Origin of the sequence: Pseudoxanthomonas koreensis, assembly GCF_041890415.1 — a bacterium.
Lineage (GTDB): Bacteria > Pseudomonadota > Gammaproteobacteria > Xanthomonadales > Xanthomonadaceae > Pseudoxanthomonas > Pseudoxanthomonas koreensis_A.
Map to the genome: position 1 here is coordinate 1547610 of NZ_CP169056.1, position 25568 is coordinate 1573177.

Annotated in this window: 17 protein-coding genes; 11 read left to right on the forward strand and 6 right to left on the reverse strand. The window is 69.6% G+C overall.

Annotated features, from left to right (window positions below):
- Positions 1-9 precede the first annotated feature (9 nt).
- From ACEJ41_RS07100 to ACEJ41_RS07120, 5 genes are all read left to right on the forward strand, one after another.
- Complete coding sequence (locus ACEJ41_RS07100; protein ID WP_374011597.1) at positions 10-2403, forward strand: methyl-accepting chemotaxis protein; 2394 nt, start codon at positions 10-12, stop codon at positions 2401-2403.
- A gap of 155 nt (positions 2404-2558) precedes the next feature.
- The gene (locus ACEJ41_RS07105; RefSeq protein WP_374011598.1) at positions 2559-4757 is read left to right on the forward strand and encodes a methyl-accepting chemotaxis protein; all 2199 of its coding nucleotides are present in this window, start codon (positions 2559-2561) and stop codon (positions 4755-4757) included.
- 159 nt (positions 4758-4916) lie between these two features.
- A complete protein-coding gene (locus ACEJ41_RS07110) occupies positions 4917-5777 on the forward strand; it encodes a CheR family methyltransferase (protein ID WP_374011599.1) in 861 nt (286 codons plus the stop codon).
- Positions 5774-6370 (forward strand): chemoreceptor glutamine deamidase CheD, encoded by a 597-nt coding sequence (gene cheD, locus ACEJ41_RS07115; RefSeq protein WP_374011600.1) that lies wholly within the window; start codon positions 5774-5776, stop codon positions 6368-6370. Before ACEJ41_RS07110 ends, cheD begins: the two co-directional genes overlap by 4 nt.
- Positions 6370-7431: a chemotaxis response regulator protein-glutamate methylesterase gene (locus ACEJ41_RS07120; protein WP_374011601.1), complete on the forward strand. Its 1062-nt coding sequence runs from the start codon at positions 6370-6372 to the stop codon at positions 7429-7431. Before cheD ends, ACEJ41_RS07120 begins: the two co-directional genes overlap by 1 nt.
- 45 nt (positions 7432-7476) lie before the next feature.
- On the opposite strand, the gene ACEJ41_RS07125 is transcribed toward ACEJ41_RS07120, so the two are convergent.
- The 4 genes from ACEJ41_RS07125 to ACEJ41_RS07140 all read right to left on the reverse strand — a co-directional run bounded on the left by ACEJ41_RS07125 (position 7477) and on the right by ACEJ41_RS07140 (position 14952).
- Entirely contained in the window at positions 7477-8406 is a 930-nt protein-coding gene (locus ACEJ41_RS07125; protein WP_374011602.1) for a 5'-nucleotidase, read from the reverse strand.
- 54 nt (positions 8407-8460) lie between these two features.
- Complete coding sequence (locus ACEJ41_RS07130; RefSeq protein ID WP_374011603.1) at positions 8461-8952, reverse strand: hypothetical protein; 492 nt, start codon at positions 8950-8952, stop codon at positions 8461-8463.
- 93 nt (positions 8953-9045) lie between these two features.
- The gene (locus ACEJ41_RS07135; RefSeq protein ID WP_374011604.1) at positions 9046-9816 is read right to left on the reverse strand and encodes an NAD kinase; all 771 of its coding nucleotides are present in this window, start codon (positions 9814-9816) and stop codon (positions 9046-9048) included.
- A 105-nt stretch (positions 9817-9921) separates the two neighbouring features.
- Positions 9922-14952, reverse strand: coding sequence for an NAD-glutamate dehydrogenase (locus ACEJ41_RS07140; RefSeq protein WP_374011605.1), 5031 nt, complete (start codon positions 14950-14952; stop codon positions 9922-9924).
- Between the two features lie 122 nt (positions 14953-15074).
- Here ACEJ41_RS07140 and ACEJ41_RS07145 point away from each other — a divergent pair, with 122 nt between their 5' ends.
- From ACEJ41_RS07145 to ACEJ41_RS07155, 3 genes are read left to right on the forward strand one after another with little or no spacing between them, the layout of a single operon-like run.
- A complete protein-coding gene (locus ACEJ41_RS07145; RefSeq protein WP_374011606.1) occupies positions 15075-15722 on the forward strand; it encodes a TetR/AcrR family transcriptional regulator in 648 nt (215 codons plus the stop codon).
- 33 nt (positions 15723-15755) lie between these two features.
- A complete protein-coding gene (locus ACEJ41_RS07150; RefSeq protein ID WP_374011607.1) occupies positions 15756-16931 on the forward strand; it encodes an efflux RND transporter periplasmic adaptor subunit in 1176 nt (391 codons plus the stop codon).
- Between the two features lie 9 nt (positions 16932-16940).
- A complete protein-coding gene (locus ACEJ41_RS07155; protein WP_374011608.1) occupies positions 16941-20087 on the forward strand; it encodes a multidrug efflux RND transporter permease subunit in 3147 nt (1048 codons plus the stop codon).
- Between the two features lie 294 nt (positions 20088-20381).
- Here ACEJ41_RS07155 and ACEJ41_RS07160 read toward each other — a convergent pair whose 3' ends face one another.
- On the reverse strand, positions 20382-20993 hold the full coding sequence (locus tag ACEJ41_RS07160) for a superoxide dismutase (protein WP_374014090.1): 612 nt from the start codon (positions 20991-20993) through the stop codon (positions 20382-20384).
- A 227-nt stretch (positions 20994-21220) separates the two neighbouring features.
- Here ACEJ41_RS07160 and ACEJ41_RS07165 point away from each other — a divergent pair, with 227 nt between their 5' ends.
- Together ACEJ41_RS07165 and ACEJ41_RS07170 are read left to right on the forward strand one after the other, a co-directional pair.
- Complete coding sequence (locus tag ACEJ41_RS07165; protein WP_374011609.1) at positions 21221-21685, forward strand: ribonuclease domain-containing protein; 465 nt, start codon at positions 21221-21223, stop codon at positions 21683-21685.
- Entirely contained in the window at positions 21682-22131 is a 450-nt protein-coding gene (locus ACEJ41_RS07170) for a barstar family protein (protein ID WP_374011610.1), read from the forward strand. Before ACEJ41_RS07165 ends, ACEJ41_RS07170 begins: the two co-directional genes overlap by 4 nt.
- 100 nt (positions 22132-22231) lie before the next feature.
- On the opposite strand, the gene ACEJ41_RS07175 is transcribed toward ACEJ41_RS07170, so the two are convergent.
- Complete coding sequence (locus tag ACEJ41_RS07175) at positions 22232-24112, reverse strand: ATP-binding cassette domain-containing protein (protein ID WP_374011611.1); 1881 nt, start codon at positions 24110-24112, stop codon at positions 22232-22234.
- 53 nt (positions 24113-24165) lie between these two features.
- On the opposite strand from ACEJ41_RS07175, the gene dbpA reads away from it, so the two are divergent.
- The gene (gene dbpA, locus ACEJ41_RS07180; protein ID WP_374011612.1) at positions 24166-25542 is read left to right on the forward strand and encodes an ATP-dependent RNA helicase DbpA; all 1377 of its coding nucleotides are present in this window, start codon (positions 24166-24168) and stop codon (positions 25540-25542) included.
- Positions 25543-25568: the final 26 nt, after the last annotated feature.

Here is a 25568-nt window from a genome sequence, read left to right on the forward strand (position 1 = left end):
ACTCCCTCCATGCATTGGCTCAACAACATCAAGCTCACCCCCAAGCTCATGCTGGCCTTTGGCGTGGTGCTGGCCTTGATGGTCGTCCAGGGCGTCGGCGCCTACCTCGGCCTGGCCTCGCTCAACCGCTCGACCACGCACCTGGCCGGCAACAGCATCGATACCGTGTCCACCGCCGCCGAGCTGCGGGCCCTGGTCAACGAGTACCGCATCGTCTCCTACCGCGGCCTGGTCCGCGCCAGCGATACGGCCAAGGCCAACGCACGCAAGCGCGCCGTCGAACTGGCCGGTGCCATCGAGGAGGCCAGCGCCTCCTACGACAAGCTGGTGACCACCCCGGCCGAGCGCAAGCTGTACGACGAGTTCGTCGAGGCCTGGGGCCAGACCCACGCCTCCTACGAGTCGGTCAACGAGATGATCGACCTGGAGCTGCCCGACGACGCCCTGGATACCTTCCTGGGCGAGACCCAGGACCTGCACGACAGCACCACCAGCGCGATTGTCGGCCTGGTTGCCGAGGCCGATCGCCAGGCCGCCCAGGCCGGTTCCAACGCGCGCAGCGCCTATGCCTTCTCCGGCACCCTGATCGTGGTCATCATGCTGGCCGGCATCGCCGGCGGCCTGGCCATTGCCTGGTTCCTGGCCGGCAGCGTGGCCCGGGCCACGCGCGACGCGGTGAACGTGGCCAACGACGTGGCCGGCGGCAAGCTGGACAGCACCATCGACAGCAGCCGCGCCGACGAGATCGGCGACCTGCTCAAGGCCATGCAGCGCATGCAGCACGACCTGCGCGAGCGCACCGAGCGCGACCAGGCCGCTGCCAACGAGAACCTGCGCATCCGTACCGCGCTGGAGAGTTCCTCGATCGGCCTGATCATCACCGACCGCGACATGGAAGTGGTCTACACCAACCCGGCGCTGACCCGGATGGTGGAAGGCCATGCCGAAGAGATCACCTCCACCCTGCCCGGGCTGGACCTGGAACAGCCGCTGGCCGGGCAATCGCTGGCGGTGTTCGAACAGGGTGGCGAAGTGGACCCGGCCTTCGTCGCGCAACTGGAGAAGGACGGCCGCGCCCAGCGCGAGATGCGCTACGGCGAAGCCTGCTTTGCCCAGAACGTGTCGGTGATCTTCAACGAGGCCGGCGAGAGCGTGGGCACCGTGTGCGAATGGCGCGACCGCACCGTCGAGGTGCAGGTTGAGCAGGAAGTCGCCCGGATCGTCGCGGCCGCCGCCGCCGGCGACCTGACCGGCCGCGTCGGCACCGACGACAAGCACGGCTTCCTGCTGCAGCTGGCGCAGCAGCTCAATACCCTGCTGGAAGCCAACGAGACCAGCCTGGCCGAGGTGTCCGGCCTGCTGACCGCATTGTCCGAAGGCGACCTGACCACCCGCATGGAAGGCGATTTCGCCGGCGTGTTCGCCCGCATGCGCGACGACGCCAACACCACCGTGGACCAGCTGACCTCCATCGTGTCGCGGATCCAGGCCGCTTCCACCGCCATCAGCACCGCCTCGGTGGAGATTGCCTCGGGCAACAACGACCTGTCGCGCCGCACCGAGCAGCAGGCGGCCAACCTGGAGGAAACCGCAGCCTCGATGGAGGAGCTCACCTCCACCGTCAAGCAGAACGCCGACCACGCGCGCCAGGCCAACCAGCTGGCCGTGGGCGCGGCCGCCGTCGCCTCGCAGGGCGGCCAGGTCGTCGACCAGGTCGTGACCACCATGGCCGACATCCAGGCATCCTCGCGCAAGATCGCCGACATCATCTCGGTCATCGACGGCATCGCCTTCCAGACCAACATCCTGGCACTCAATGCCGCCGTGGAAGCCGCACGCGCCGGCGAACAGGGCCGCGGGTTCGCGGTGGTCGCCACCGAGGTGCGCTCGCTGGCCCAGCGCAGCGCCACGGCGGCCAAGGAGATCAAGGCCCTGATCGAGGACTCCACCAACAAGGTGTCCAATGGCTCGTCGCTGGCCGACCAGGCCGGCAAGACCATGGGCGAGATCGTGGCCTCGGTGCAGCGGGTGACCGACATCATGGCCGAGATCTCGGCCGCCTCGCAGGAACAGGCGTCGGGGATCGAGCAGGTCAACCAGACCATCGTGCAGATGGACGAGACCACCCAGCAGAACGCCGCCCTGGTCGAGGAAGCCTCCGCCGCCGCACGCGCCATGGAGGAACAGGCGGCCGCACTGTCCCAGGAAATCGCGGTGTTCCGCATTGCCGCCGGCACCGCTGCACCGGCAGCGGCACCCGCGCCCAAGGCCGGAGCAGCCACCGCCCCTGCGGTTGCCAAGCGCCCCGTCACGCGCAAGGCCGCGCCTGCCCGCGCCGCCACGCCACGCGCGGCCGAGATCGCAGCCACGGTCATCAACGAGGCGGACTGGGCCGAGTTCTAGCCCCTGGCCCACCACCGCTGCACCGTGCGATGGCCCGGCAACCGCCGGGCCATCGCCGTTTCCGGCATGGCCGCGGGCATCGACGCGGCGTGACCAAAAGATTCCGTGCCGGCAGCCGATAACGGCTTGGCAACCTATCGTCCGGGAACGAATCCATGAATCCAACGCGCGCGATCCACCGGCTGCTCTCGCGGATGCCGATGAAGCGCAAGTTCCTGATGCAGAGCACCTGCGTGGCCGCCGGCATCATCATCCTGGCGGTGGTGGCCGCACGCCTGCAGTACGTGGACCTGAACCAGACCCGCAAGAACGGGGTGAACGGGCGGGTGGAAATGGCGATGAACGTGGTGGAGGACTACGCGCGCCAGGCCGAGGCAGGCGAACTGGACGAGGCCGCCGCGCAGGCAGCCGCGCTGGACGCCCTGGCCCGGATGCAGGCCGCGGGCGGGGTGGACTATTTCTTCGTCACCGACAAGGAACCGCGGATGCTGATGCATCCCTCGCGCCCGGACCTGATCGGCAAACCCATCGCCGACGTGCTCAGCGCCGACGGCAAGCGCATCTTCCCCGAATTCGTGCGCGTGGCGCAGGCGGGCGGTGGCTTCGTCGACTACGCCTGGGCCAAGCCCGGCAAAAACTCGCCCCAGCCCAAGACATCCTATGCCGCGCTGCACGCGCCATGGGGCTGGGTGATCGGCACCGGCGTGTACCTGGACGACACCCGGGCGCAGGCGCTGAAGTTCACCGGCATCATGACCCTGGCTGGCGGCCTGCTGGTGCTGCTGAACATGGCCATCGGCTGGGCCATCGGCGGGGGGATCCTGGATTCGGTCGGGCGTGCGCTGGCCTCCGTGCGTGGCGTCTCCCGCGGCGACCTGAGTGTCCGCACCGGCGAGCACGGCCATGACGAGGTCGGACAGATGCTGCAGGCCACCGACGGCATGGTGCAGATGCTGGAGCGCTTCTCGGCACAGACCCGGCACATGATCGAGCAGCATGCCGGGCCGGACATCGCCCATCGCATGCCCGAGGACTTCCCCGGCATCTATGGCGAACTGGCCGTCGGCATCAACACCATGATGTTCGAGCACCTGGACGCGATCGCCGACGCCACCGACGTCCTCCAGGACTATGCCCGTGGCGACCTGTCGCGCGACGCACGCCGGCTGCCCGGCACCCGGGCCTCGCTGCACGAATCCATGGACGCGGCCAAGGCCAGCCTGCTGGCCATCAACGGCGAGATCAAGCGCCTGGCAGCGGCAGCGGCCAACGGCGATTTCAGCCAACGCGGCGATGCGCAGGCCTTCCAGTACGACTTCAAGGACATGATCCAGGGCCTGAACGCCATGACCGAGGCGTCCGACCGCAGCCTGGCCGGGTTGTCGTCCCTGCTGCGCTCGATCGCCGAAGGCGACCTGACCACACGCATGGAAGGCCAGTTCCACGGCGTGTTCGCCCGCATGCGCGATGACGCCAACACCACCGTGGACCAGCTGACCTCCATCGTGTCGCGGATCCAGGCCGCCTCCACCGCCATCAGCACCGCCTCGGTGGAGATTGCCTCGGGCAACAACGACCTGTCGCGCCGCACCGAGCAGCAGGCGGCCAACCTGGAGGAAACCGCAGCCTCGATGGAGGAGCTCACCTCCACCGTCAAGCAGAACGCCGACCACGCGCGCCAGGCCAACCAGCTGGCCGTGGGCGCGGCCGCCGTCGCCTCGCAGGGCGGCCAGGTCGTCGACCAGGTCGTGACCACCATGGCCGACATCCAGGCGTCCTCGCGCAAGATCGCCGACATCATCTCGGTCATCGACGGCATCGCCTTCCAGACCAACATCCTGGCACTCAATGCCGCCGTGGAAGCCGCACGCGCCGGCGAACAGGGCCGCGGGTTCGCGGTGGTCGCCACCGAGGTGCGCTCGCTGGCCCAGCGCAGCGCCACCGCGGCCAAGGAGATCAAGGCGCTGATCGAGGACTCCACCAACAAGGTGTCCAATGGCTCGTCGCTGGCCGACCAGGCCGGCAAGACCATGGGCGAGATCGTGGCCTCGGTGCAGCGGGTGACCGACATCATGGCCGAGATCTCCACCGCATCGCAGGAGCAGGCGTCTGGGATCGAACAGGTCAACCAGACCATCGCGCAGATGGACGAGACCACCCAGCAGAACGCCGCCCTGGTCGAGGAAGCGTCCGCCGCCGCCCGCACGATGGAGGAACAGGCCACCGAACTGTCCGCGGAGATCGCCGTGTTCCGCATCGCCGCCACCGACGCACCGGCAGCCGCGCACGCGCTGGCCGACGCGCAGGACGATGCGCAGCCCGTGCCGCGCCAGGCCCTGCCCCCGGCGGCCTGAGGTGGGCGCCGCCAGCACCGCCCTGGCTGCCAGGGCCCGAAGCCGGCGGCGGCCGGACGCCGTGCGCGCCACCCTGCACGGGTCAACTTCGCCGGCGCCGCGCCGATATCTGCTGGTGCAGTCTCCCCCGTCCCTTCGTCCCGAGCCCGCCGACCCGAGATGAGCGCCCAACTGCCGCACCCTCCGGACCAGCGCGAATTCACGTTCGCCGAGCGCGATTTCCGCCGGGTCTGCCAGATGATCCACATGCGCGCCGGCATTGCCCTGGCGCCGGCCAAGCGCGACATGGTCTACGGGCGGCTCTCGCGGCGCCTGCGCAGCCTGGGCGTGGACAGCTTCAGCCAGTACCTGGACATGCTCGACGCCGACCCGGACGCGCCGGAGTGGCAGTCGTTCACCAACGCGCTCACCACCAACCTGACCGCGTTTTTCCGCGAACCGCACCATTTCGAGCGCCTGCGCGCGCAACTGACCGCGGTGGGCCGCGGCAAGAGCATCCGCCTGTGGTCGTGCGCGGCCTCCACCGGCGAGGAACCCTATTCGATGGCGATCACTGCCTGCGAGGCCTTCGGCACGCTCACCCCGCCGGTGCGCATCCTGGCAACCGACATCGACACCCAGGTGCTGGCCACCGCCCAGCGCGGGGTCTATCCGCTGGACCGCATCGCCGACCTGGACGATGACCTGCGCCGGCGCTATTTCCAGCGCGGCACCGGGCCCAACGAGGGCCGCTGCCGGGTCAGCCCCGCGCTGCGCGCGCTGGTGGAGTTCCGCCAGCTCAACCTGCAGGAACCGCGTTACGAGGTGGGTGGGACCTTTACCGCGCTGTTCTGCCGGAACGTCATGATCTATTTCGACAAGGCGACGCAGCGCACGATCCTGTCCCGGCTGATCACCCACATGGACGAACACAGCCTGCTCTACACCGGCCATTCGGAGAACTACCTGCACGCGGTCGACCTGATCCAGTCGTGCGGGCGCACCGTGTACCGGCGCCATGGCGCGGCGGTGCGCACATGAGCATTGCCGCACTCGAAGCGGGCGAGATCCTGCGCTACCGCGACCCGCAGTTCCAGGTGCCTGCGGCCAAGCTGCTGCCCACCCAGTACCTGGTCGTGGACGACGGGACCGCGCTGGTCACCGTGCTTGGCTCGTGCGTGGCCGCGTGCATCCGCGACCCGCTGCTCAACATCGGCGGCATGAACCACTTCCTGCTGCCCGAGGGCAACAGCGGCGACGGCGCGCCGGCCCGCTACGGCAGCTACGCGATGGAAGTGCTGATCAACGAACTGCTCAAGCGCGGCGGCAGCCGCAAGCGCCTCGAGGCCAAGGTGTTTGGCGGGGCCAACGTGCTGAAGGGCTTCACCAGCAACCCGGTGGGCACGCGCAATGCCGAGTTCGTGCGCACCTACCTGGATGCCGAGCAGATCCCGGTGATCGCCGAGGACCTGTGCGGCATCCATCCACGCAAGGTCTGGTTCTTCCCCGATACCGGCAAGGTGATGGTGCACCGCCTGCCGCACGCGCATGGCGCCGAAGTGGCCGCTGCCGAGTCCGTCGTGCGTGCACGCCTGTCGCGCAGCCCGGTCAGCGGCGGAGTGGAGCTGTTCTGATGCCGATCAAGGTACTGGTGGTCGACGACTCGGCCGTGGTTCGCCAACTCATGACCGAACTGCTCTCGCGCGACCGCCAGATCGAGGTGGTCGGTACGGCCGCCGACCCGCTGCTGGCGCGCGAGCAGATCAAGCGCCTGAACCCGGACGTGCTGACCCTGGACGTGGAGATGCCACGCATGGACGGCCTGGCATTCCTCGAGAACCTCATGCGCCTGCGGCCGATGCCGGTGGTGATGGTGTCCTCGCTGACCGAACGCGGCGCCGACATCACCCTGCAGGCGCTGGCCCTGGGTGCCGTGGACTTCGTCACCAAGCCCAGGATCGGCGTGGCCCAGGGGCTGCAGGAATACGCCGACGAGATCGTGGCCAAGGTCAAGGCGGCCGCGCGCGCGCGGGTCCAGGCGCTGCCACGGGCGATGCAGCGGCTGGAGCCGAGCCGGACGCCGCCACGGCCGCTGGCCGCGCGCTTCCGCACCACCGACCGGTTGATCGCCATCGGCGCCTCGGCCGGAGGCACCGAGGCCATCCGCGTGGTCCTCGAACAGATGCCGGCGGACGCACCGGCCATCGTCCTCACCCAGCACATCCCGGGCAGCTTCAGCCGTGCCTTCGTCGAGCGCCTGGACCGGCATTCGGCCATGCTGGTACGCGAGGCCAGCGACGGCGAGGCGATCCTGCCTGGCCATGCCTACCTGCCGCCTGCCGACCATCACCTGCGCGTGATCCGCGACGGCGCGCGCTGGCGCTGCCGGATCGACGCCGGCCTGCCGGTCAACCGGCATCGCCCGGCGGTGGACGTGCTGTTCCATTCGGTTGCACGCAGCGCCGGTGCCAACGCGGTGGCCGCGGTGCTGACCGGGATGGGCGACGATGGCGCCCGCGGCCTGCTGGAACTGCGCAACGCCGGGGCGGCAACCCTGGCCCAGGACGAGGCCACCAGCGTGGTCTGGGGCATGCCCGGGGCGGCGGTCAGACTCGGCGCAGCGCAGGAAGTGCTGCCGTTGCATCGCATCCCCGCACGCCTGCTGGAACTGGCCGGCGCGCACGACCCGGCGTAGAGGTAGCGGCCGCGGAGTGCCTGCGGCAGGCCGCCCTGCTCCGGCCTACTCGGGATTGGCGACGCCGTGCGGCACGTGGCCAGCAGCCACGTGGAAGCGCGCACTGTCGATGTTGTGCGCCGAATCGTCGAAGAAGATGTCGGCACCGAACGCGGCCAGGAACGGCCCCTTGGGCCGCCCCCCCAGGAACAGCGCCTCGTCCAGGCGCACGCCCCATTCGCGCAGGGTGCGGATCACCCGTTCGTGCGCCGGCGCCGAGCGCGCGGTGACCAGCGCAGTGCGGATCGGCGCACCCTCGCCCGCCGGGAACGCGGCCTGCAGGTCGTGCAGCGCGGAGAGGAAACCGCGGAACGGCCCGCCCGACAGCGGCTCGCGCGCGCGCTGGCGCTCGTGCAGGCCGAACGCCTCCACCCCCTGCTCGCGCGAGATGCGCTCGCTCTCGTCGCCGAAGATCACCGCATCACCGTCGAAGGCGATGCGCAACTGGTCGCGGTACTCGGTGACCGCATGCGAAGGCAGGATGGTCGCCGCGGCCACGCCGTGCTGCAGCGAGCGGCGCACCGACTCCTGGTTGGCCGACAGGAACAGGTTGGTGCCGAACGGCGCCACGTAGGGCCAGGTCGGCTCGCCGGCGGTGAACACCGCGCGCACGATGCCAAGCCCGTGGTGCTGGATGGAATTGAAGATGCGCAGCCCGGTGTCGGCGGAATTGCGCGACAGCAGGATCACCTCGACCTTGGGCGCATGTGCCGGCAACTGCTGGTTCAGCGCCAGCAGCTTGCGCACCACCGGAAACGCCATGCCCGGCTCCAGCACATGGTCCTCATGCTGGCGCTGGTACTCCAGGTAGGCTTCCAGGCCCTCGCGCTCGAACAGCGCGTGGCTTTCCTCCAGGTCGAACAGGGCACGCGACGTCACCGCGACGGTGAGCACCCGCGGGGCGTTGTCATCGAGCAGGCCGGGCGTCTGCAACATGGGCCGATTATCGCCGTCCCGGGCGGAAAAGGCCCGCGCTGCCGGCCGCCAGCCTCAGCTGCCCGGCGCGGCGACGACCTGCACCATCATCGGCGGCCCGCGCCGCCGGTCCGGGGTCACCGCGCGCACTTCCAGCAGCAGGTTCAGGGCCTGCTGCTGGGCCGGCGTGCCATCCAGCCAGGTGATCAGGTGCTCGGCCTTGCGCCCGCTGGACGGCGAGGTCATCGGCGTGGACGGCACCAGCCCCTCCGGCGCAGAACCCTGGACCAGGCGATATTCGAAGCCGATCTCGTCCAGGTCGAAGCGGCTGCCGCGCGGCCAGCGCAGCTTCACCGACATGAAGCCCATCTGGTCGCAACTGGCACCGCCATTGAGACCGCGGGTGACATCCAGGCTTTCCAGCTCTGGCGCAGGCAGGCTGGGATCGTCCGCCAGTTGCGCGATGCCGGGCTCGAACACCGAAAGATTGCCGCTGAACACGCACGCGGCAGCCGCCTGCTGCGCCGGCCAGACGCAGCAAACCAGAATCAGATACCAGAACTTCACGGGATCCCCCCCTCTACAGCCTTGCCAGTCGTGCGGCCGACGGGCACGCCGCCAGTGGCCGCATGCGCCCCCGTATTGGCGGGCACACCCCCGTCATACCATGAATTGCTCGCTGAGGATACGTTCCTCCAGGTTGTGTTCGGGGTCGAACAGCAGGGTCACGGTGCGGTCGGCCGACTCGCGGATCACCACTTCCACCACGTCGCGGGTCTCGTGCGAATCGGCGGTGACGCTGACCGGGCGCTTGTACGGATCCAGCACTTCGAAGCGGATTTCGGTGTTGGCCTTGAGGATGGCGCCGCGCCAGCGCCGTGGGCGGAATGCCGCGATCGGGGTCAGGGCGATGGTGTGCGAGCCCAGCGGCAGGATCGGCCCATGCGCGGAGAAGTTGTAGGCGGTGCTGCCGGCGGGCGTGGAGACCATCACCCCGTCGCAGATCAGCTCGTCCAACCGGGTCTGGCCGTTGAGGTCGATGCGCACGTGCGCGGCCTGGCGGGTCTGGCGCAGCAGCGAGACCTCGTTGTAGGCCAGTGAGGTGACGCTGCCGCCGGACTCGGTCTGGGCCTGCATTTCCAGCGGCCGCAGCTTGGCCGGCTCGGCCGTGGCGATGCGTTCGAGCAGGTCCTCGTGGTGATGGTGGTTCATCAGGAAGCCGACCGTGCCCAGCTTCATCCCGTACACCGGCTTGCCCAGCGCCCCGTGGCGGTGCAGCGTCTGCAGCATGAAGCCATCGCCGCCCAGCGCGCAGATCACGTCCGCCTGTTCCAGTTCGCACTGGCCGTGGCAGGCGACCAGCTCGGCCAGGGCCTGCTGGGCGTTGGGCGCAGCGCTGGCCAGGAAGGTGATGCAGGGGCGGGGATTCATCGCGGTCTCCATCCGGACGGTGCACGTCCGCCGGGAAGGATACCCGTCCACGCATGCAGATGCCCCCGCGGCCGCCCGGCGTCCATCGCCGCGACAGGGGCCATCTCAGCCCTGTGCCGCCAACTGCCCCAGCTTCTGCACCGCCACCGACAGGGTCGGATAATCCAGGGTCTTCTGCGCCGACAGCTCCGACAGCATGTTCAAGGTGAAGCGCAGGCGCACGTCGTCGCGCTGCAGCCACTGCGCGATCTTGGCGTCCGCATTCGCGCCCGGCTGCGCCATGGCCTGCGCGGCCAGGCTGCGCTGGTGTGCCGCCAGCTCGTCGCGCATCACCCCGCGCGCCACCGCGTGCCAGCGCCCGTCCACCTGCAGCGCGTCGATCTGCTCGAACAGCCACGGCAGCCGCAACGCGTCGCCCAGGCGGAAGTGCACGCGCGACACGTCCACCGGCTTGAGCCGGTGCGCGCGCGCCAGCTCGATGATGTCGAACGCCGGCTCGAGGTAGCGCAGCTCGGACAACTGCCGCGCCAGCGCCGCCGGCAGGCCCTTGTCCTTCCACTCCTGCAGCGAGGCCTCGTAGCCCGGGCGCTGCGCGTCCGGCAGCACCCCGGATGCGGAACGGATGTCGTTGAACGGGTCACGGTAGCGCTCCACCGCCTCGGTGATGCCGGGCACCGGGCCGGGCCGATGCAACAGCCAGCGCACGAACGAGCGCTGCAGGTTCCAGATCACCTGCAACGCGTCGATCTGCGCCGACTCGGGCAGGGTGCCGTCCAGCGCGTCGATCTGCTCCCACAGCCGGCGCGCATCCAGGGTTTCGCGGCTGATGGTGTAGGCCTTGGCCACCTCGGCCGGGCTGCGCCCGGTGTCCTCCTGCATGCGCAGCAGGAAGGTGGCCCCCATGCGGTTGATGGTGGCGTTGGTGACCGCCGTGGCGATGATCTCGCGCTTGAGCGGGTGCTGCTGCATGTACTGCGCGTATTTCTTCTGCAGCGGCGCGGGGAAGTAGCGCTGCAGCTCCCGCGACAGGTACGGATCCTCCGGAATATCCGAGTCCAGCAGTTGCTGGTAGGCCACCAGCTTGGAGTAGGACAGCAGCACCGCCAGTTCCGGCCGCGGCATCCCCTGCCCGCGCGCCTTGCGTGCCGACAGCTCCGCATCGGTCGGCAGGAACTCGATCTGCCGGTCCAGCAGGCCCTGCGCCTCCAGGGTGCGGATGAAGTGCTGTTTGGAGCCCAGCCGGCGCGCGCTCATCCGCTCCATCAGGCTGATGGCCTGGTTCTGGCGGTAGTTGTCCAGCAGCACCAGGCGCGCGACCTCGTCGGTCATCGAGGCCAGCAGGCGGTCGCGCGCCGGGAGCTTGAGCTCGCCCGCGCGCATCGCCGCACCCAGCAGGATCTTGATGTTCACCTCGTGGTCGGAGGTGTCCACGCCGGCGGAGTTGTCGATGAAATCGGTGTTGAGCAGCACGCCGTTGTGCGCCGCCTCGATCCGGCCAAGCTGGGTCATGCCCAGGTTGCCGCCCTCGCCGACGACGCGGCAGCGCAGCTGCCCGCCATCCACGCGCACCGCGTTGTTGGCCCGATCGCCGACATCGGCATGCTGCTCGGATGCGGCCTTCACGTAGGTGCCGATGCCGCCGTTCCACAGCAGGTCCACCGGCGCCCGCAGGATCGCGCTGACCAGCGCGTGCGGCGCCAGCGTGCGCACGTCCTCGTCCAGGCCCAGCGCCGCGCGCACCTGTGGGGTGATGGTGATCGACTTGGCACTGCGCGGGTGCACGCCGCCGCCCTTGCTGATCAGTGCCGGGTCGTAGTCGGCCCAGCTGGATCCGGGCAGCTTGAACAGGCGCTGGCGCTCGGCAAAGGATGCGGCCGCGTCCGGATCCGGATCAAGGAACACGTGGCGGTGGTCGAACGCGGCCAGCAGGCGGACATGGCGCGAGAGCAGCATGCCGTTGCCGAACACGTCACCGGACATGTCGCCGATGCCCACGCAGGTGAACGCTTCGCTCTGGCAGTCGCGCCCGAGGGCGCGGAAGTGGCGCTTGACCGACTCCCACCCGCCGCGCGCGGTGATCCCCATGCCCTTGTGGTCATAGCCGGCCGAACCGCCGGAGGCGAACGCATCGCCCAGCCAGAACCCGTGGGCGATGGCCAGGCCATTGGCGATGTCGGAAAAGCGCGCGGTGCCCTTGTCGGCGGCCACCACCAGGTAGGGATCGTCGCCATCGTGGCGGACCACGTCACGCGGCGGCACGACCATCCCGTCGACGATGTTGTCGGTGATGTCGAGCAGGCCCTGGATGAACAGCCGGTAGCAGGCCACGCCCTCGGCATGCAGCGCTTCGTGATCGGCCGTTGCCGGTGGCCGCTTGACGAAGAAGCCGCCCTTGGCGCCGACCGGCACGATCACCGAGTTCTTCACCATCTGCGCCTTGACCAGGCCCAGCACCTCGGTGCGGAAGTCCTCGCGCCGGTCCGACCAGCGCAACCCGCCGCGGGCAACCGGGCCGAAGCGCAGGTGGGTGCCTTCCACCCGCGGCCCGTAGACGAAGATCTCGCGGTAGGGGCGCGGCCGCGGCAGGTCGGGCACCAGCGCCGGGTCGAACTTGAGGCTGACCGTTTCGGCCGGCTGGCCATCGGCACCGGCCTGGAAATAGCTGGTGCGCAGGGTCGCGTCGATCACTCCGATGAAGCTGCGCAGGATGCGGTCGTCATCCAGGCTGGCCACGCCGTCCAGCAGCTTGTGCAAGGCCTGCCGCACCGCATCGACATGGGCTTGCCGCTCGCCGTCGCGGGTGTCGGCCACGGCCTGCAGGAGACGATGCTCGGCTGCATCGCCACTGCCCAGGGCCAGCAGGCCATCCGCCAGGTGCTGGCGCCCATCGCGCGCCTGCGCGGCGCTCGGGCGCCCGGTGGCAGGCCGGAAACGCGCCTGGAAGAACTCCACCAGCAGGCGCGCCAGCAGCGGATGGCGCCCCAGGGTCTGCTCGACCGCACCCTGCGAAAACGGCACGCCCGTCTGCAGCAGGTACTTCCAGTAGCCGCGCAGCAGCGCGACCTGGCGCCAGTCCAGGCCGGCGCCCAGCACCAGCCGGTTGAGTGCGTCGTTCTCGGCGCGCCCGTGCCACACCGCGGCGAATGCGTCCTCGAACGCCGGCGCCACGGCACCGGCATCACCCTCGCCGACGGTGCGCTCGATCTCGAAGTCCTGGATGTAGACCACCTGGCTGGCGCCGCCCGGCAGCGCGACCTGCAGGCGGTAGGGATGCTCGGAGATCACCCGCAGGCCCATGTTCTCCATCAACGGCATCACGTCGGACAGGGGGATGTCCTCGTTCTGGCGATAGAGTTTCAGGCGCACGCCCGCCGGGCCCTCGTGGGTGACCGGCTGCAGGCTCAGGCGCAGGTCGTCGGGCCCGGTGAGGGCGGCCAGGCGTTCGACGTCGTTGGCCGCCAGTTCCGGCGAGACGTCTTCGATGTAGCCGGCCGGCAATGCCCGCCCGCAGCCGTTGGCCAGGCGCAGGCCTTCGGTTTCGCCATGGCGGGCGATCAGCAACTCGCGCAGGTCGTCGCGCCAGTTGCGCAGCAGGTGGGCCAGGCGCTGCTCCAGCGCCGGGATGTCCACGTGCGCCGGCGCACCGGCGCGCGGGCGCACGACCAGGTGCAACTGCGCCAGCGGCGATTCGCCCAGGACCACGCTTGCATCCACGTGCTCGCCATCGAGCACGTCCTTGAGCAGTGCCTCGATGCGCAGCCGCGCGTCGGTGTTGAAGCGCTCGCGCGGGATATAGACCAGTGCGGAGAAGAAGCGGCCGTAGCGGTCACGGCGCAGGAACAGGCGGCTGCGCACCCGCTCCTGCAGGCCGAGCACGCCGGTGGCGGTACGGAACAGTTCTTCCTGGCTGGACTGGAACAGCTCCTCCCGCGGCAGGGTCTGCACGATATGGCGCAGGGCCTTGCCGCTGTGGCTGTCCGCTGCCAGGCCGGAGCGGCGCATCACGTAGTCGTAGCGCCCGCGCACCAGCGGGATCTCCCACGGCGATGCGCTGTAGGCACTGGAGGTGTACAGCCCCAGGAAGCGCTGCTCGCCGATGATGCGGCCGCCCGCGTCGAACGCGAGTACTCCCAGGTAGTCCATGTAGCCGCTGCGGTGCACGCGCGAACGGGCGTTGGTCCGGGTCAGGATCAGCGGTTCGCCGACCCCGGACTCGTTGAGCGCCTGTGCGGCCAGGTCGCGCACCGGCCGCGGGCTGTTGCTGTCGTTGCCGCGCATCAGGCCCAGGCCCGAGCCCTGCACCGGCACCAGCACGTCCCCGCCCGCCCGGCGCAGCACCCGGTACTCGCGGTAACCGAACAGGATGAAATGGTCGTCGGCGGCCCACTGCAGGAACTGGCGTGCCTCGCTGCGGGCGGCATCGTCCACCGGCAACGGCCGGCTTGCCAGGTCGTCGGCCAGCGCCTGCATGCGCTCGCGCATCGGCTGCCAGTCGGCCACCACCGCGCGCACCTGGGCCAGGACATCGCCGATCCGGCGCTCGATCTGCGCCATCGCCTCGCTCGGCTGGCGGTCAAGCTCGATCAGCATCAACGATTCGGCCTGCCCCTGGCCGACCTTCAGCAGGCGCCCGCCGCGGTCGCGTTGCATCCGCACCAGCGGATGGCCCAGCACGTGCACGCCCACGCCCATGTCGGCCAGGGCCATGCTCACCGAATCGACCAGGAACGGCATGTCGTCGTTGACGATCTGGAGCACGGTGAACGGTGATTCCCACCCATTGGCCTGCCGGTCCGGGTTGAATACCCGGACGTTGGCCGTGCCCGGCTTGCGCCGGCGCGCGAACTCCAGCATGTCCAGGCCGATGGCGGCCCACGCGGCCGGCGCGTGCTGCGGATACTCATCCGCTTCCAGCCGCTGGTAGAACGCCGCCAGGAACTCGCGTGCCTGCGCCTGGCCCGCCGCCGGGACCAGCCTGCGCACAGCAGCCAATACCGGCGCCAGGTCCAGCACCTGCTCGCCCGCGGGCACGGTGGACCCGGTTGCCCGTCCCCCGGCGTCCTTCCGCCCGCGGCTGCCGGAAACGGGACTGGACGCGCGCTTGGCGGGGCGGCCCGCACCGGATCGGGAGTTCATCGCATGCTCGCCGTCAGGAAAGTTGCATCCGATTGTAGTCCGGGGCCAAGCAAAAACCGTGCTGCAGAACGGCAGAATCGCCTCTTCCCAAATAGTGAACTGGACGGTATAGTCCAACCCCGATGCCGCCCCTCCCCACACCCTCCCCCATCGTGCCGGCCCGCGCGCGACGCAAGGATGATGCCCGCCACCGGCGGGTGTGCGACGCCGTGCGCGCCCTGGTGGCCGAGCAGGGCGTGCATGTGAGCATGGATGCGGTGGCCGCGCGCGCCGGCTGCTCGAAGCAGACCCTGTATGCGCGCTACGGCTCCCGGCAGGCGCTGATGGCCCAGGTGGCACTGGACGGCATGGCCCTGGCGCGACTGCCGGCCATGCCCACCGCCCCGACCCTGCGCCCGGCACTGCTGGCCTTCGCCCAGCAGCACCTGGACCACCTGTGCCGGCCGTCCACCATCGGCGCCGCCCGCCTGCTCACTGCCCAGGCGCAGCAGTTTCCGCAGGAAGTGGCCGAGCTGTTCGTCGGCTGGGCCGGCACCCTGCAGGGGCAACTGGCCGCCTGGCTGCAGCAGGCCATGCGCCGCGGCCTGCTGAAACATGACGATCCGCACTGCGCGGCGGAGCTGTTGCTGGGCATGATCGTCGGTCTGGATTTCGATCGGCAGCGGCACCTGGCACCGCACCGCAGCGCACCGTCGGAGCGTGCCCAGTGGGCCAGTTTCGCGGTTGACAGCTTCCTGCGCGCCTTCGCGCCGCCCTGCCCCCTTCCTTGACATAGTCCAACATTGCACCGGAGCCCCTCCCCCATGACCACCCATCGTCACCTGCTCCTGGCCTGCGGCCTGCTGGCCCTGGCGGCCTGCTCGCCGGAACAGCCCCCCGTGCCACAGCCGCCGAAGGTGGGGGTGATCGAGGTGCAGCCGCAGACCGTGCCGCTGCAGCGCGACCTGGTCGGCCGGCTGTCGCCGTACCGCTCCGCCGACGTGCGCGCGCGGATCCCGGGAGTCCTGCTCAAGCGCGTCTATGAGGAAGGCAGCGACGTGAGCGAGGGCCAGGTCCTGTTCCAGATCGACCCGGCACCGATGCAGGCACAACTGGGCATCGCCCAGGGCCAACTGGCCCAGGCCGAGGCCAATTACGCCAACGCCCGCACCGCGGCCGAGCGGGCCCGCCAGCTGGCACCGCAGAAGTTCGTCTCCCAGAACGATCTGGACAACGCCATCGCCGCCGAACGCAGTGCCTCGGCGGCCGCGCAAGCCGCACGCGCCAGCGTGCGCAATGCGCAGATCGACCTGGGTTATGCCCGGGTCACTGCGCCCATCTCCGGCCGCGCCGGCAAGCAGCAGGTGACCGAGGGCGCACTGGTCGGCCAGGGCGAGGCCACCCTGCTGGCCACGGTCGACCAACTCGACCCGCTGTACGCCAATTTCTCCATCAGCTCGACCGAGCTGGAGCGCCTGCGCGGCGCCGCCAACGTGGCCCTGTCCGGCGCGGGCGAATCCACCGTGCAGGTGTTGCTGTCCGGTGGCCGTGCCTATGCCCACACCGGCACCCTGGACTTCTCCGCCACCACGGTGGACCCGTCCACCGGCACCGTCTCGCTGCGCGCAGTGGTGCCCAACCCCGACAAGGCCCTGCTGCCCGGCAGCTTCGTCACCCTGAAAGCCAACCTGGGCGAACTGCACGACGTGTTCCTCGTGCCGCAGCCGGCGGTGCTGCGCGATGCCGGCGGCGCATACCTGTACACGGTCGGCGAGGACGGCAAGGTCGCGCGCAAGCCGCTGACCGCCGAGACCGCCGCCGACGGCCAGTGGCTGGTGACCTCCGGCCTGGACGCGGGCGACCGGGTGATCGTGGCCGGCGTGCAGAAGGTGCAGGAAGGCGCGCAGGTGCGGCCGGCGCCGTGGCAGCCCGAACAGCCGGCCGCCGACGCGCCTGCGCCGGGGCCCGATGCCGGCGCGGACGCGCAGCCGGCCGAGTAAGGACGACCCATGCCCAAGTTCTTCATCAACCACCCGGTCTTCGCCTGGGTCGTGGCGATCCTGATCTCGCTCTCGGGCGTGATCGCGATCCTCGGCCTGGGTGTGGAGTCCTACCCCAACATCGCCCCACCGCAGGTCACCGTCAGCGCCAGCTACCCCGGCGCCAGTGCGGCCACGGTGGAGACGGCGGTCACCCAGGTGATCGAGCAGCAGCTCACCGGCATCGATCACCTGCTCTACTTCAGTTCCTCATCCAGCGCCACCGGCCGGGCCAGCATCACCCTGACCTTCGAGACCGGCACCGACGCCGACATCGCCCAGGTCCAGGTACAGAACAAGGTGGCCCTGGCCACCCCGCGCCTGCCCTCCGAGGTGACCCAGCAGGGCGTGGTGGTGGCCAAGGCCAATGCCGGCTTCCTCATGGTGATCGGCCTGATCTCCGACAACCCGGCGGTGGACCGCAACGCGCTCAACGACCTCAACGGCTCGCGGGTGATCGACCAGGTCTCGCGCATTCCCGGCGTCGGCAGCGTCCAGCAGTTCGGCGCCGAGTACGCGATGAACATCTGGCTCAACCCGGAGAAGCTGCAGGGCTATGGCCTGTCGGCCACCCAGGTGCTGGCCGCGGTGCGCGCCCAGAACGTGCAGTTCGCCGCCGGTTCGGTCGGTGCCGATCCGGCGCCGGAAGGGACCGCCTTCACCGCCACGGTGTCGGCCGAGGGCCGTTTCAGCTCGCCGGAGGAATTCGAGAACATCATCCTGCGCGCCGACGCCGACGGCACCACGGTGCGCCTGAAGGACGTGGCGCGGGTGGCGTTCGGTCCCGGCGCCTACGGCTTCGACACCCAGTTCGACGGCAAGCCGGTGGGCGGCTTCGCGATCCAGTTGCTGCCGGGCGCCAACGCGCTGAACGTGGCCGAGGCCGTGCGCGCGAAGATGAACGAGCTGCAGGCCACCTTCCCGCCGGGGGTGACCTGGATGTCGCCCTACGACAGCACCACCTTCGTGCGCATCTCGATCAAGGAAGTGGTCAAGACCCTGGCCGAGGCCGTGGTCCTGGTGTTCCTGGTGATGCTGATCTTCCTGCAGAACCTGCGCGCCACCATCATCCCCACCCTGGTCATCCCGGTGGCGCTGCTGGGCACGTTCCTGGGGCTGTCGATCATTGGTTTTACGATCAACCAGCTCACCCTGTTCGCGATGGTGCTGTCGATCGGCATCGTGGTGGACGATGCGATCGTGGTGATCGAAAACGTCGAACGGATCATGACCGAGGAAGGCCTGCCGCCCTACGAGGCCACGGTCAAGGCGATGGGCCAGATCACCGGCGCGGTGGTGGCCATCACCGTGGTCCTGGCGGCGGTGTTCATCCCCAGCGCCCTGCAGGGTGGCGCGGCCGGCGAGATCTACAAGCAGTTCGCGCTGACCATTGCCATTGCCATGGCGTTTTCCGCGTTCCTGGCGCTGGGCTTCACCCCGGCGCTGTGTGCGACCTTCCTCAAGCCCAGCCACCACGCCAACTCCAACGTGGTGTTCCGCACCTTCAACAAGTACTACGACCGGGTCAGGCACACCTACGTGGGCCACATCGGCAGTGCCGTCAAGCATGCGCCGCGCTGGATGGCGGTGTTCGCGATGCTGGCGGTGCTGTGCGGATTCCTGTTCACGCGCATGCCCGGCAGCTTCCTGCCCGAGGAAGACCAGGGCTACGCCATGGCGATCGTGCAGTTGCCGCCGGGCGCGACCCTGCAGCGCACCCAGGATGTGTTCGCGCAGATGCACCAGCGCCTGGAGCAGGTGGAAGGCTTCGAGAGCATGATGCAGGTTGCCGGCTTCAGCTTCGTGGGGTCGGGCGAGAACGTGGGCATGGCCTTCATCAAGCTCAAGTCGTGGGAGGACCGCAAGCTCACCGCGCCCGAGTTCATCCAGCAGGCCAACGGCGCCCTGTTTGGAATCAAGGAAGCGTCCATCTTCGTGGTCAACCTGCCGACCGTGCAGGGCCTGGGCCAGTTCGGCGGCTTCGACATGTGGCTGCAGGATCGCACCGGCCAGGGCCAGGAGGCGCTGACCCAGGCCCGCAACACGCTGCTGGGCAAGGCCGCGCAGGATGCTTCGCTGGCCGGTGTGCGCCCCAACGGCCTGGAGGACGCCCCGCAGCTGCAGTTGCATGTGGACCGCGTGCAGGCGCAGTCGATGGGCCTGCAGGTGGGTGACATCTACAACGCGATCGGCCTGATGCTGGCCCCGGTCTATGCCAACGACTTCTTCTACGAGGGACGGATCAAGCGCGTGAACCTGCGCGCCGACGCACCCTACCGGCTGGGATCGGAGTCGCTGGGCAGCTACTACACGCCCGGACCCGATGGCACCGGGATGGTGCCGCTGTCCACCGTGGTCGATACCGAGTGGATCACCAGTGCGCCCTCGCTCAACCGCTACAACGGCTACGCGGCCGTGAACATCGTCGGTTCCCCGGCGCCGGGCGCCAGCTCGGGCCAGGCGATGGCGGGCATGGAGAGGATCGTCATGGATGATCTTCCGGCCGGCTTCGGCTTCGACTGGTCAGGCATGTCCTACCAGGAGATCCTGGCAGGCAACACCGCCACCTTGCTGCTGGTGCTGTCGATCGTGGTGGTGTTCCTGTGCCTGGCCGCGCTGTACGAGAGCTGGTCGATTCCGGTGGCGGTGCTGCTGGTGGTGCCGCTGGGCATGCTCGGGGCGGTGATCTTCAGCATGGCCCGCGGCCTGCCCAACGACATCTTCTTCAAGATCGGCCTGATCACCATCATCGGCCTGGCAGCCAAGAACGCGATCCTGATCGTGGAGTTCGCGGTGGAGCAGCGGCTGGCGGGCAAGACCCTGCGCGAGGCGACCATCGAGGCCGCGCGCCTGCGCTTCCGCCCGATCCTGATGACCTCGTTCGCCTTCATCATGGGCGTGATGCCGATGGCCATTTCCAGTGGCGCCGGCGCCAACTCGCGCCACGCCATCGGCACCGGCGTGATCGGCGGCATGGTATTTGCCACCTTCCTGGGCCTGCTGCTGATCCCGGTGTTCTTCATCGTGGTCAGGCGCATGCTCGGCGACAAGCTGGACGAGCCATCGAAGGAGTACCTGGACCGGCAGCAGCGCGACAACGCCGCCATCCAGCACTGACCGCCATTCCCCTTGCAGGAGCCGGCCTCGCCGGCTCCTGCATGTGGGGGGCGATGAACGTTGGACGGTGCGGTGCGATGCCTGCTGACGGGAAGTCAAGGAGGAGGCTGCGTCCGCAGGGCGCAGCCGGGGGACATGAGCGGCAGCAGGCATCGCGCCGCACCGCCGCGACACCCCCTCCCCCCACTGCTTCCGGCAGCGAGGCCCCGCTCTTTCCCGCTCTTGGAAGAAGAACCAAAAAAAAGCGCCCCGGCAATGCCGGGGCGCCTGGTCATGCCTGAATCCGGGAACCGCTTACTTCACAGCTTCCTGGTAGCGGCGCTCCACCTCGTCCCAGTCGACCACGTTGTAGAACGCGCCGATGTAGTCCGGGCGACGGTTCTGGTACTTGAGGTAATAGGCGTGCTCCCACACGTCCAGGCCCAGGATCGGCGTGTTGCCGTCCATCAGCGGGTTGTCCTGGTTGGCGCTGCTCTCGACCACCACCTTCTTGTCCGCGGTCACGCTCAGCCACGCCCAGCCGCTGCCGAACCGGGTCAGCGCCGCCTTGGTGAAGGCTTCCTTGAACTTGTCGAAACCACCCAGGTCACGATCGATCGCCTTGGCCACGTCGCCCTTCGGCTCGCCACCACCCTTGGGTGACATCACCTTCCAGAACAGGCTGTGGTTGGCATGGCCACCACCGTTGTTGCGCACCGGGCCCTGCAGGTTTTCCGGCAGCGACCTGGTCTTCTTCACCAGCTCGTCCACCGGCAGGTCGGCGAACTCGGTGCCTTCCAGCGCCGCGTTGACGTTGTTGATGTAGGTCTGGTGGTGCTTGGTGTGGTGGATCTTCATCGTTTCCGCATCGATGTGCGGCTCCAGCGCGTCGTATGCATACGGCAACTCGGGGAGGGTATAGGCCACGGTCTTCTCCTTGATGTTCATGCCCGGACGGTTCCGGGGCGGCACTCGCTAGTGTAGGGACGCAGGCCTGCGCAACCAAGATGGTGGCGGGGAATGCTGCGTCCCGGGCCAGGTGCCGCGTGCGGACGGCGAGCATGGCGCGGCGCGGGTTCCAGCAGCGTGAAGCCGGCGCCGGCCGGCATGCGTTCAAGCAGCCGCCGCAGCGCTCGCGCATACTTGACCCATCCATGACGCCCCCTCGCACCAACGCATCGCGCGCCGCGCGCCTGCTCATCACCCTGCTCGTGCTGGCAGCGGCCGCGTGGCTGGTGCGCCAGCAGCTGCCCGCGCCGGCGTTGCAGGCGGGTGCGCCACCGGCCACCCACCAGCAGGAAGCGGCGCCCGCGCGCGCGGCCGGCGCCCTGCCCGCGTTCCTGCCGCCGGAAGCGGCAGCGGTGATCGAACGCATCCACCGCGGTGCACCGCACCCGCACCGCCAGGACGGCAGCGTGTTCGGCAACCGCGAGCGCCGCCTGCCGCAGCAACCACACGGTTACTACCGCGAGTACACCGTGCCTACCCCGGGGCTGTCGCATCGCGGCGCGCGGCGCATCGTCACCGGCGGCCAGCCGCCCGTGCGCTGGTACTACACCGATGACCACTACGACAGCTTCCGCGCCTTCCAGCCCCCACCCATGCAGGCACCGCAATGAGCGAATCGGGATTCGAACTCGGCCTGGATGATCCGGCCGAGGCCGGCCTCTACGAGACCGACGCCGCCAACCTGCCGGCGCTGGCCGTGGCCGCGCGCGATGCCGGGCTGATGGTGCGCAGCATCGACCTGGACGGTTGTCGCGACAAGGCCACCCTGCTGCTGCGCCTGGCCTCGGTGCTGGACCTGCCTGCCGGCTTCGGCCGCAACTGGGATGCTCTGTCCGATGCGCTGCGCGACCTGAGCTGGCTGCCGGCATCGGGCTATGCGCTGCTGCTGGAGGAAGCCGGGCAACTGCGTGCGGCCTGCCCGCGCGAATACGACACGCTGCTGGACGTGCTGCACGAAGCCTCGCAGGGCTGGGCGGCGATGGAGGTGCCGTTCTGGGTGTTCCTGGCGGTCGAGGACGAGGAACACGGGGTGGCCGGATCGGCCCTGCTGCACTGAGCAGCACCGTCACCGCCACTGGCGCAGGGCGACGCGCGCACCGGCCCCTGCACTGGCCCGATACCGCGCCAACCACGGCCCGCGGCCGCCAACCCCCGGCTTAGCCGTCCAGCTCGGCCCAGCGCGCGTAGGCTGCGTCCAGCTCGGCCTGGGCCCCGGTCATGCGCTGGGCGTGTCCAGCCACGGCCGCGGCCTCCTGCTGGTAGAACGCCGGGTCCGACATCGCTTCGGCCATCGCCGCCAGCTCGCCCTCCAGCGCCTCGATCCGCGCCGGCAACTGCTCCAGTTCGCGCGCGTCCTTGTAACTGAGCTTGCGCTTGCCGGCCGGCACGGCGGCGGCCGCTGCAGCTGGTGCCGGCCGCGGGTCTGGCCGCGATACCGACGCCGGTACGGTCGCCGGTGCGCTGCGCTGCCGTTGCCAGTCGGCGTAGCCACCCACGTACTCGCCCACCCGGCCCTCGCCCTCCATCACCAGGGTGGAGGTGACCACGTTGTCGAGGAAGTCGCGGTCATGGCTGACCAGCAGCAGGGTGCCGGCGTAGTCGGCCAGCAGTTCCTCCAGCAGTTCCAGGGTCTCAACGTCCAGGTCGTTGGTCGGCTCGTCCATCACCAGCAGGTTGGATGGCTGCGCGAACAGGCGCGCCAGCAGCAGCCGGTTGCGCTCGCCGCCGGACAGCCGGGTGATCGGTGCGCGGGCGCGCTCGGCGGTGAACAGGAAATCCTGCAGGTAGGACAGCACATGCTTGCGGTTGCCGCCGACCTCGACGAAGTCCTGGCCACCGGCCACGTTTTCCATCGCGCTCCAGTCCTCGCGCAAGGTGGCGCGGTACTGGTCGAAGTACGCCACCTGCAGGCTGGTGCCCAGCTTCACCTCGCCCTGCTGCGGCTGCAACTGGCCAAGCAGCAGCTTGAGCAGAGTGGTCTTGCCGCTGCCGTTGGGGCCGACCAGGCCGATCCGGTCGCCGCGTAATACCGTGGTGGAAAAACCATCCACCATCATCAGCGGGCCGTGCGCGAACACCAGGTCGCGCACCTCGATCACCTTCTTGCCCGAGGTCGTGCCCTGCCCGGCTTCCATGCGCACGTTGCCCGCCAGCTCGCGCCGTTGCGCGCGCTCCACGCGCATGCTCTCGAGCCGGCGCACGCGGCCCTCGTCGCGGGTGCGGCGGGCCTTGATGCCCTGCCGGATCCAGATCTCTTCCTGCGCCAGCAGCTTGTCGAAGCGGGCGTTCTCCTGCGCCTGGGCATGCAGCCGCTCGGCGCGCCGCCGCTGATAGTTGTCCCAGTCGCCCGGCCAGTCGCTCACCTGGCCGCGGTCGATCTCGACGATGCGGGTGGCCAGCGCACGCAGGAAGCGGCGGTCATGGGTGACGAACACCACGCTGCCCTTCCATTCGCGCAGGAACGCCTCCAGCCAGTCGATCGCCTCGATGTCCAGGTGGTTGGTCGGCTCGTCCAGCAGCAACACGTCCGGTGGGCCGACCAGCGCGCGGGCCAGCAGCACGCGTCGTTTCATCCCGCCGGACAGGCGCGCGAAGTCGGCATCGCCATCCAGTTGCAGGCGGCTGAGCACCTCGGCCACGCGCTGGTCCAGGGCCCAGCCGTCGACGCCATCGATGCGCCCCTGCACCCGCGCCAGGGCCGCCGGGTCGAACTCCCGGGCGTGGCTTAGCCGATGGAACTCGGCCAGCCAGGTGCCCAGCTCGCCCAGGCCACCGGCGACCACGTCGAACACGCTGCCGCCGGTGCCTTGCGGTACTTCCTGCTCCAGCCGGGCCACGCGTACCCCGGCCTGGCGCCGCACCTGGCCATCGTCGGGTTGCAATTGGCCGTCCAGCAGCTTGAGCAAGGTGGACTTGCCGGCGCCGTTGCGGCCGATCAGGGCGATGCGTTCGCCCGGCTCGATCGCCAGGGTGGCCTTTTCCAGCAACAAGGGGCCGCCGACGCTGTAGTCGACGTTCTGCAGGGCAATCAGGGGCATGCGTGCATTGTACGGACTCCCCGGCAACCCGCCGCGACCTGCGAGAATGGCGCATGACCGATTTCGCCTCGCTGCCGCTGTCCCCAGCCCTGCGCCCGGGCCTGGATGCCCAGGGCTACACCACCGCCACGCCGATCCAGGCCATGGCACTGCCCACGATCCTCGCCGGTGGCGACCTGATCGCGCAGGCCCCGACCGGCAGCGGCAAGACCGCCGCCTTCGGCCTGGGCCTGCTGCAGCGGCTGGATCCGGCCACCAGCCGCTGCCAGGCGCTGGTGCTGTGCCCCACCCGCGAGCTGGCCGACCAGGTCGGCCAGCAACTGCGGCGCCTGGCCATCGGCATCCCCAACCTCAAGCTGAGCGTGCTCACCGGCGGGGTGGCGCTTGATCCGCAGATCGCATCGCTGCAGGCGCATGACCCGCAGGTGGTGGTGGGCACGCCCGGCCGGGTGCAGGAGCTGGCGCGCAAGCGGGTGCTGCACCTTGGCGCGGTGCGCACCCTGGTCCTGGACGAGGCCGACCGGATGCTGGACATGGGCTTCGAGGAGCCGGTGCGCGAAATCGCCAACCGCTGCCACGGCCAGCGCCAGACCCTGCTGTTCTCGGCCACCTTCCCCGATGCGATCCGCGCACTGGCGCGCCAGCTGTTGCGCGATCCGACCGAGGTGGCCGTGCAAGGCGAGGCCTCCGCGCCGGACATCGAGCAACGCTTCTTCGATGTCGATCCGCAGCACCGGCAGAAGGCCGTGGCCGGGCTGCTGCTGCGCTACCGGCCCGAGTCGGCGGTGGTGTTCTGCAATACCCGCAAGGACGTGGACGAGGTGGCTAGCTCGCTGTGCCAGTTCGGCTTCTCGGCGTTGGCCCTGCACGGGGACATGGAGCAGCGCGACCGCGACGAAGTGCTGCTGCAGCTGGCCAACCGCAGCTGCAACGTACTGGTGGCCAGCGACGTGGCTGCGCGCGGCATCGATGTGGAGGACCTGGCCGTGGTGCTCAATTACGAACTGCCCACCGACGTGGATGCCTACCGCCACCGCATCGGCCGCACCGGCCGCGCCGGGCTCCGCGGGCTGGCGCTGAGCCTGGTGGCCGCGCGCGAGAACGCGCGCGCGCAGATGATCGCCCAGGCCCAGGACCGCCCGCCGTCGCGCGAGGCTTCACCGCTGGCAACCGGCCGCCCGGCGCAACCGGCACAGGCGCTGATGACCACCCTGCGCATCGATGGCGGCAAGACCGACAAGCTGCGCGCCGGTGACATCCTCGGTGCGCTGACCGGCGAGGCGGGATTGCCGGCGGCGGCCATCGGCCGGATCAGCATCCATGCCACCCGCTCCTATGTGGCCATCGCCCGCGAACATGCCGCGCGCGCGCTGTCGCGGCTGGAAGCAGGCAGGATCAAGGGCCGGCGCTTCCGCGTGCGTCCGCTCTGAACCCGGCGGGTCACGGCCCGGCCTGC

What these genes read in the sequence shown, in the direction of transcription:
- ACEJ41_RS07170 (WP_374011610.1), top strand. Translation starts at nt 21,682, where the DNA reads ATGAGCGAATCGGGATTCGAACTCGGCCTGGATGATCCGGCCGAGGCC.
- ACEJ41_RS07155 (WP_374011608.1), top strand. Translation starts at nt 16,941, where the DNA reads ATGCCCAAGTTCTTCATCAACCACCCGGTCTTCGCCTGGGTCGTGGCG.
- ACEJ41_RS07100 (WP_374011597.1), top strand. Translation starts at nt 10, where the DNA reads ATGCATTGGCTCAACAACATCAAGCTCACCCCCAAGCTCATGCTGGCC.
- dbpA (WP_374011612.1), top strand. Translation starts at nt 24,166, where the DNA reads ATGACCGATTTCGCCTCGCTGCCGCTGTCCCCAGCCCTGCGCCCGGGC.
- cheD (WP_374011600.1), top strand. Translation starts at nt 5,774, where the DNA reads ATGAGCATTGCCGCACTCGAAGCGGGCGAGATCCTGCGCTACCGCGAC.
- ACEJ41_RS07135 (WP_374011604.1), bottom strand. Translation starts at nt 9,816, where the DNA reads ATGAATCCCCGCCCCTGCATCACCTTCCTGGCCAGCGCTGCGCCCAAC.
- ACEJ41_RS07175 (WP_374011611.1), bottom strand. Translation starts at nt 24,112, where the DNA reads ATGCCCCTGATTGCCCTGCAGAACGTCGACTACAGCGTCGGCGGCCCC.
- ACEJ41_RS07120 (WP_374011601.1), top strand. Translation starts at nt 6,370, where the DNA reads ATGCCGATCAAGGTACTGGTGGTCGACGACTCGGCCGTGGTTCGCCAA.
- ACEJ41_RS07140 (WP_374011605.1), bottom strand. Translation starts at nt 14,952, where the DNA reads ATGAACTCCCGATCCGGTGCGGGCCGCCCCGCCAAGCGCGCGTCCAGT.
- ACEJ41_RS07145 (WP_374011606.1), top strand. Translation starts at nt 15,075, where the DNA reads ATGCCGCCCCTCCCCACACCCTCCCCCATCGTGCCGGCCCGCGCGCGA.
- ACEJ41_RS07150 (WP_374011607.1), top strand. Translation starts at nt 15,756, where the DNA reads ATGACCACCCATCGTCACCTGCTCCTGGCCTGCGGCCTGCTGGCCCTG.
- ACEJ41_RS07110 (WP_374011599.1), top strand. Translation starts at nt 4,917, where the DNA reads ATGAGCGCCCAACTGCCGCACCCTCCGGACCAGCGCGAATTCACGTTC.
- ACEJ41_RS07125 (WP_374011602.1), bottom strand. Translation starts at nt 8,406, where the DNA reads ATGTTGCAGACGCCCGGCCTGCTCGATGACAACGCCCCGCGGGTGCTC.
- ACEJ41_RS07165 (WP_374011609.1), top strand. Translation starts at nt 21,221, where the DNA reads ATGACGCCCCCTCGCACCAACGCATCGCGCGCCGCGCGCCTGCTCATC.
- ACEJ41_RS07105 (WP_374011598.1), top strand. Translation starts at nt 2,559, where the DNA reads ATGAATCCAACGCGCGCGATCCACCGGCTGCTCTCGCGGATGCCGATG.